The 6,555-nt window shown below is 65.7% G+C and carries 6 protein-coding genes; 1 reads left to right on the top strand and 5 read right to left on the bottom strand.

Annotated elements, in window-relative coordinates; translation table 11 throughout:
- Positions 1 to 92: 92 nt before the first annotated feature.
- The 5 genes from speB to EOA33_RS20015 form a co-directional block, all read right to left on the bottom strand.
- On the bottom strand, positions 93 to 902 hold the full coding sequence (gene speB / locus EOA33_RS20035; RefSeq protein ID WP_127406374.1) for an agmatinase: 810 nt from the start codon (positions 900 to 902) through the stop codon (positions 93 to 95).
- 90 nt (positions 903 to 992) lie between these two features.
- Positions 993 to 3,113 carry a molybdopterin oxidoreductase family protein gene (locus EOA33_RS20030; RefSeq protein ID WP_127406373.1) on the bottom strand — a complete coding sequence of 707 codons (2,121 nt, stop codon included), beginning with the start codon at positions 3,111 to 3,113 and terminating at the stop codon, positions 993 to 995.
- Positions 3,114 to 3,324: 211 nt separating this feature from the next.
- Positions 3,325 to 4,467: an FAD/NAD(P)-binding oxidoreductase gene (locus EOA33_RS20025; RefSeq protein WP_126055577.1), complete on the bottom strand. Its 1,143-nt coding sequence runs from the start codon at positions 4,465 to 4,467 to the stop codon at positions 3,325 to 3,327.
- 49 nt (positions 4,468 to 4,516) lie between these two features.
- Positions 4,517 to 4,945 (bottom strand): hypothetical protein, encoded by a 429-nt coding sequence (locus tag EOA33_RS20020; protein WP_126055578.1) that lies wholly within the window; start codon positions 4,943 to 4,945, stop codon positions 4,517 to 4,519.
- Between the two features lie 84 nt (positions 4,946 to 5,029).
- Positions 5,030 to 5,692: a peroxiredoxin gene (locus EOA33_RS20015; RefSeq protein WP_126055579.1), complete on the bottom strand. Its 663-nt coding sequence runs from the start codon at positions 5,690 to 5,692 to the stop codon at positions 5,030 to 5,032.
- A gap of 149 nt (positions 5,693 to 5,841) precedes the next feature.
- Between EOA33_RS20015 and EOA33_RS20010 the strand changes: the two genes are divergently transcribed.
- A partial coding sequence (locus EOA33_RS20010; RefSeq protein ID WP_281033531.1) for a BTAD domain-containing putative transcriptional regulator occupies positions 5,842 to 6,555 on the top strand: 714 nt, incomplete at its 3' end.

Genomic DNA, 6,555 nt, shown 5'->3' with positions numbered 1-6,555 from the left:
GGCTATGGCGATCCTGAGCGGCTGCGGCATGGCTATTCCTGTCGAGAGGCTAGTCGGAACAGAGCTTTAGCACGCCGCCTTGCCAAATTGATTCAGCCGGCAGTCGCGCCATTCGTCTTCAGCATCATCCCGGCGATCTCCTTGACCAGCTTGGCGGCGACAAGCGCAGTGACGTTGGAGAGGTCCTGGCGCGGATTGTATTCGACGACGTCGGCGGCGACGATTGGCTGGTCGATTGACTGGATCAGGCCGATCACCTGGCGGGTGGTGAACCCGCCTGGTTCGCGATGGGAAATGCCGGGCGCGAAGGCCGGATCGAGAGCGTCGATATCCATGGAGACATAGACCGGCGTCTTGTGGTCAAGCCGCAGCCCTTCCTTGAAGTGCCGCATCTCCACCACCTCGACACCGAAGCGCTTGAATTGGTCGCGGTGGTGGTCGTTGACGGTGCGCAGGCCGACCTGGATCAGTCGGTCGGCAAGCCGCTCCTCCATAATGCGTGCGAAGGGCGAGGTGTGCGAGCGCGGATTGTCATCATAGGCATGATAGATATCGGGATGGGCATCGATATGCAGGATCGTCAGGCTGGGGTGGCGGCGCCGCACCGCGCGCAGCAGCGGCCAGGAGATCGCATGGTCGCCGCCGAGCGAGATCAGCGGATGGCCGGCATCCAGCGCGCGACCAACCTCGTCTTCGATCCGCTCCCACGGATCGCCGGCCTGCGCGAAATCGATATCGCCATGATCGATGAAGCGGTCGCTGAGGTCAAAGCCGGTTTCCGACCATGAACTGTAAGCATCGTTGGTGAGCTCGCGCCGGATGAGCGGCGGCGCTTCGGCCGCACCGCGCAGCCAGGACGAATTCTCGTCATGCGGAATGCCCAGAAGCGAGATCTTGCTCACGACATCCTTCCTCCTCGCAACAGACAGGGTGTCTCTATAGACGCGGGAGCTGGCGGCTGCGACGGCAGGCGCTTGGGCCAGATCGCGGTCTCAGGCGCTAAGCTCTTGCGGCTTGCGCAACCACACCTTGTTGTCGTGCAGCGCCGCACCGCCATAGGGCGCCGGCGCGTCGGCGCCGGTCAGCACATTGATGCCCTCGCCGCGCTCATGCGCGCTGTTCGGCCAGATGCCTTCGGCGATCACCACGCCACGCTGGATGCCGTCGAAGAACTTGGCGTGCAGCACCAGTTCGCCGCGCTGGTTGCCGACCTCGACGCGACCGCCATCGGCAAGCCCCAGCCCGGCGGCATCCTCGGGATGCAGCAGCAGCACCGGCCTGCCCTCCTTTTGCTTCGACACCGGCGTCTCGGCAAAGGTCGAGTTGAGGAAGTTGCGCGCCGGCGAGGTGGTCAGCCGGAACGGATGCGCCTCGTCCGCCGCCTCGATCAGTTCGACATGGTCGGGGAATTCCGGCAGCCGCTCGACCGGCCCGAACAGGCCCATGCTCCTCGGCGGCCGGTTGGGCGCCGCCTGTCCTGACCAGTCGGGGCGGAAGCGGAATTTTCCGTCCGGATGGCCGAAGCCGTTGATGAAATGCGCCGCCTCGAAATCCGGCTGCATATCGATCCATTTCTGTTCCTTCAGGCTGTCGAAGCCGCCCAGCCCGCGCTTGCCGAGGATGATGTCGATATGCTCCTTCTCGGTCAGGCCGAAGCCCGGCCTGTCGCCGACGCCGAGCCGTTTTGCCAGCTCCTCGATGACGAAATGGTTGGTGCGCGGCCCCTCGGGCGGATCGATCAGTTTTGGTCCCAGCGTGATGTGCTGGTTGCCGCCGCCCTTGTAGATGTCGTCATGCTCCAAAAACATCGTCGCCGGTAGCACGACATCGGCGAGCCTGGCCGTGTCGGTCATGAACTGTTCGTGCACGCAGGTGAACAGGTCGTCGCGCAGAAAACCCTGCTTCACCAGCCGCTGCTCGGGCGCGACATTGACCGGATTGGTGTTCTGGATGAGCAGCGCCGTCACCGGCGGTCCGCCATAGAGCGCGTCGCTCGCCCCGGTCAGCACGGGGCCGATGCGCGAGTGATCGAGATGACGGATGTTGGGATCGCGCATCGCTGTACCTTCGAGCACGTCCTGGTTCAGCTTGAAGATGCCCGAATTGGAGTGGAAGGCGCCGCCGCCCTCATATTGCCAGGCGCCGGTGACGGCGGCGATCGAGGCCGCAGCGTGCATGTTGACCGAGCCGTTGCGCTGGCGCGAGAAACCGTAGCCGAGGCGGAAATAGGTCTTCTTCGTCGTGCCGACGAGATGCGCGAAGGTTTCGATCTCGGCGACATCGAGCCCGGTGATCGCGGCCGCCCATTCCGGCGTTTTTGTCCGCAAATGCTCTTCCAGCCCGCGCGGATCGTCAGTGTATTTCTCGAGATAGGCGCGGTCGGCAAAACCGTCGCGGAACAGCACATGCATGACCGCGCAGGCCAACGCGCCATCGGTGCCGGGCCTCAGCACCAGGCCCATGTCGGCCTGTTTCGTTGTGGCATTCTCATAGACGTCGATGACGACGATCTTGGCGCCGCGTGCCTTGCGTGCCTTGATCGCGTGGGTCATGACGTTGACCTGGGTGACCACGGCGTTGGTGCCCCAGATCACCACGCAATCCGACTTCGCCATCTCGCGCGGGTCGGGACCGCGCAGCGCGCCCGCCCCCGCCATCCATCCGGTCCAGGCGAGATTGGTGCAGATCGAGCCGAAGAAGCCGGAGTACTTTTTCGCGTGGCGCAGCCGGTGGATGCCGTCGCGCTGCACCAGACCCATCGTGCCGGCATAGTAATAGGGCCAGACCGTCTCCGAGCCGTATGTCTCCTCGGCCTTGATGAACTTCTCGGCGACGAGGTCGAGCGCCGCGTCCCAGCTGGATTCCTTCCAGGCGCCCTCGCCCTTGGCGCGCGCCCTGATCAGCGGCTTCAGCAGGCGGTCGGGATGATGAACGCGGTCGGCATAGCGGGCGACCTTGGCGCAGACGACGCCAGCCGTGTAGCTGTTGGCCTTGGCGCCATGGACGCGGCCAATGCGGTTTTCGTCGAGCAGCTCGACTTCGAGCGCGCAGGTGGACGGGCAGTCGTGCGGACAGGCCGAATGGCCGAATCGCAGCTTGGCGTGCTGGTTCATGGGGGTTGTCTAGCGGGATTCAGGCGCGGCGTGTAGGTCCAGTTTGGGCGCGAGTTGGCACTGTTCTGCCAAGATGTGCTGCGCTGTGGGGTTGCGGCAGTAGGTCTTTTTGCGCGGCGTTGAAACAGCCAATCTCCCCACTTGTGGGGGAGATTGGCTGTCGCTGCCGGTTTCGCCAATCGCCAACCTCGGGGATTGGCGCGACGCCCCCTCACATGCCGAACCAGCGCGCGCGGCGGCTGGAGCCGAAATGCTCCTTGTCGGCGCGCAGCGCGAGCGAGGCTTCGTGGTAGGTGCCGGTCGGCTTCGGGCCGGAGAAGAAATCGACCTCGACCTTGCCGATGCGGCCGCCGCCGAATTCGATGTAGCAGGTGCCGAAGCCGTCATACTGTTTCGCCGTGCCGCTGTTGGTGAGCTTGACGATCAGGTCGCTGGCGACGGCACGCGCCGCACCCTCCGCGAACACGCCGGCCTTCGGCGTGCCGGTGTTGGCGCCGTCGCCCACGGCATAGACGCCGGCATAGTTCGTCTCCAGGGTCCTCGGATTGACCGTGATCCAGCCATTCTCTGCCATGCCGCTGGCTATCACCACGTCGGGCACGCGGTGCCTGGGCACGCCGAGGAACAGGTCGAATTGCATCTCCACGCCGTCGTCGAGGATTGCGACCTTCCGCGCATTGTCGATCGACGCGACGCGGCGGCCCGGAATGAAGCCGATGTTTCGCTCGACGAAGGCGGCGACCAGGGCGCGCGAGGTTTCCGGCGACGGCGGCACCGGGCTCGGCAGCGGCAGCACGAAGTTGATCTCGCAGGCTTCGCGCACGCCGCGCTTGACCAAGTAGTCGTGCAGCATGAGCGCGCATTCGCTGGGCGCCGGCGGGCATTTGTAGGGCGCGCCGCAAACCCCGACCAGCGCCCTCCCCTTGGTGAAGGTGGGCAGAACGTCGCGCAGCCGCTCCGCGCCCGCGACGGTGTAGAATTCGTTGGTGTCGGCGAGCCCCGGCGTGGCGTCGAAATCGTAGTCGGCGCCGAGCGCCACGACGAGGAAATCGGCCTCGTGGACGCCGCCATCGGTGGTGACGCGCCGCCGCTCCGGGTCGATCGCGGTGACCGTCTGCCTGAGCAGGTGCACCCCCGGCTTCGCATAGTTGGAATAAGGCAGGCGCACGGCGTCCGCGGTCCTGTGGCCGAACATCACGTCGAGCTTGGAAAAGCCGAAGACGAAGGCGTCGCTCTTGTCGATCAAGGTGACGTCGATGCCGTCGCCGAAGGTCTCGGAAAGCAGGCTGGTAAGTTCGAGGCCGCCAAAACCCGCCCCAAGGACGAGGACGCGCGGCTTGCTGGAAGTGTTCATGTTATCCTCTCATATTTGCTTGGAATGACGCGCGTCGTACCCAAGGTCCCTATGACCCGTGCCTGAGGGTGGCGGCGTCCTCGGCGAAGATCACGCTGAAAAAGCCGTCGATCATTGTCAGCGTGTCGGCATCGCTCATGCCGGGCAGCGCCGGGAAGTCGCCCTCCAGATCCACCTTCGTCCTGCCGCCCATCGGCGTGTAGCTGTGGGTGAACCGCGCGCCGTCGAAGGCGCCGCCGGTCAGCCTGGTCTCGATGCCGCGCGGCGGATCGAGCCTATGCTGGACCTGCATGGCGAAGGTGCTTCCGTCGGGATTATAGACCTCGGCGTCGAGCGTGACGATGCTGCCGGCCACGCCCGCGAGCCGGTGGCTCTTGAAGGCCAGATGCCGGTGGTTGCCGGCGCTCATATATTCGAACAGCCGCTCCGGCGTGGCGTCGAAGACGGCGATGGCGGGCTTGACGTAATGCACGGTCATGGCGGTCTGCTCCTGCGATTGTGCCAGGGCGCGCGACCGGGAAGCGTCTCGCCGCTCCCCGGCCGCGGCCCACGCGGCCGCGGCTCAGGCGTGCGGCTGCGGGACGATGCGGATGTAGGGCTTCGGCGCCTTCCAACCGTTCGGGTAGATCTTGGCCGCTTCGTCGTTCGACACGGAGCCGGCGATGACGACGTCCTCGCCCTGGCGCCAGTTGACCGGCGTCGCGACCCGGTGCTTCGCGGTTAGCTGCAGGGAGTCGATGACGCGCAGGATCTCGTCGAAGTTGCGGCCGGTGGTCATCGGATAGGAGATCAGCAGCTTGACCTTCTTGTCCGGCCCGATGACGTAGACGTTGCGCACCGTCTGGTTGTCGGCCGCCGTGCGGCCTTCCGCCGTGTCGCCGACGGTGGCCGGCAGCATGTCGTAGAGCTTGGAGATCGCAAGCGTCGGGTCGCCGATCATCGGGTAGTTCGGCGCATGGCCTTGCGTCTCCTCGATGTCCATGGCCCAGCTCTGGTGCCGGTCGACGGGGTCGACGCTGAGCCCGATGATCTTGACGTTGCGCTTGTCGAATTCAGGCTTGAGCTTGGCCATGTAGCCGAGCTCGGTGGTGCAGATCGGCGTGAAATCCTTGGGATGAGAGAAGAGGACGCCCCAGGACTCGCCGAGCCATGAATGGAAGCTGATATGGCCTTGCGTCGTCTCGGCTTCGAAGTCCGGGGCGGTGTCGTTGATGCGGATGGACATGGTGAGTTCTCCTGTATGAATAGGTTGACGCGGCGATACTGACCGACCGGCGTTCCTCCACCGTTCCCCGAATGCGCTTTGCGTGTGCCGGCTCTTTCAATCGGCATCGATGCAGGACTATGGTTGCCCGGGGCATCTGGGGAGCTGAAATGCGTGTAGAGGTGGATTTGCTTGGCCAGTTCCGCGTGTCCGTCGATGGACGCGCGGCTTCCGCGGCCGCATGGCGGCGCACCAGCAGCGTGACGCTGGTCAAATTGCTGGCGCTCGCCCGGCGCCAGCGGCTGCACCGCGAGCAGGTGATGGACGCGCTGTGGCCTGACCTCGAGCCGGAGGCGGCGGCCGCCAACCTGCGCAAGGCCGTGCATTTCACCAGGCGCGCGCTCGGCGCGCATGAGATCATAGCGCTCGACGGCGAGATCGTGGCGCTGGCGCCGGACGCCGAGATCGCCATCGATGCCGCGCTGTTCGAGGTCGAGGCGACGGCAGCGCTGCAGGCGGGCGATAAAGTCGCCTCGGAGCGGGCGGCCCAGCGCTACGGCGGCGACCTGCTGCCGGAGGACCGCTACGCGGAATGGGCGGAAGAGCCGCGCCAGCGTCTGCGCGAGCTCCATGTGCGCCTGCTGGAAGTGGCCGGCCTATGGGAGCGGTTGCTGGCGGTCGACCCCGCCGACGAGCGTGCCGCGCGGGCGCTGATGCAGGCGGCGCTCGATGTCGGCAATCGCGGCGAGGTCGTCAGGCAATTCGAGCGGCTGCGCGAAAGCCTGCGCGTCGATCTCGGCGTCGGCCCGCAAGCGGCGACGGTCGCCATCTACGAGAAGGCGCTGGCGCTCGGCGATGCGCAGCCGACCGGGATCGCCAAGCGC

The organism is Mesorhizobium sp. M4A.F.Ca.ET.050.02.1.1 (genome assembly GCF_003997725.1).
GTDB lineage: Bacteria > Pseudomonadota > Alphaproteobacteria > Rhizobiales > Rhizobiaceae > Mesorhizobium.
This window is presented reverse-complemented; position numbering and strand designations above follow the sequence as displayed.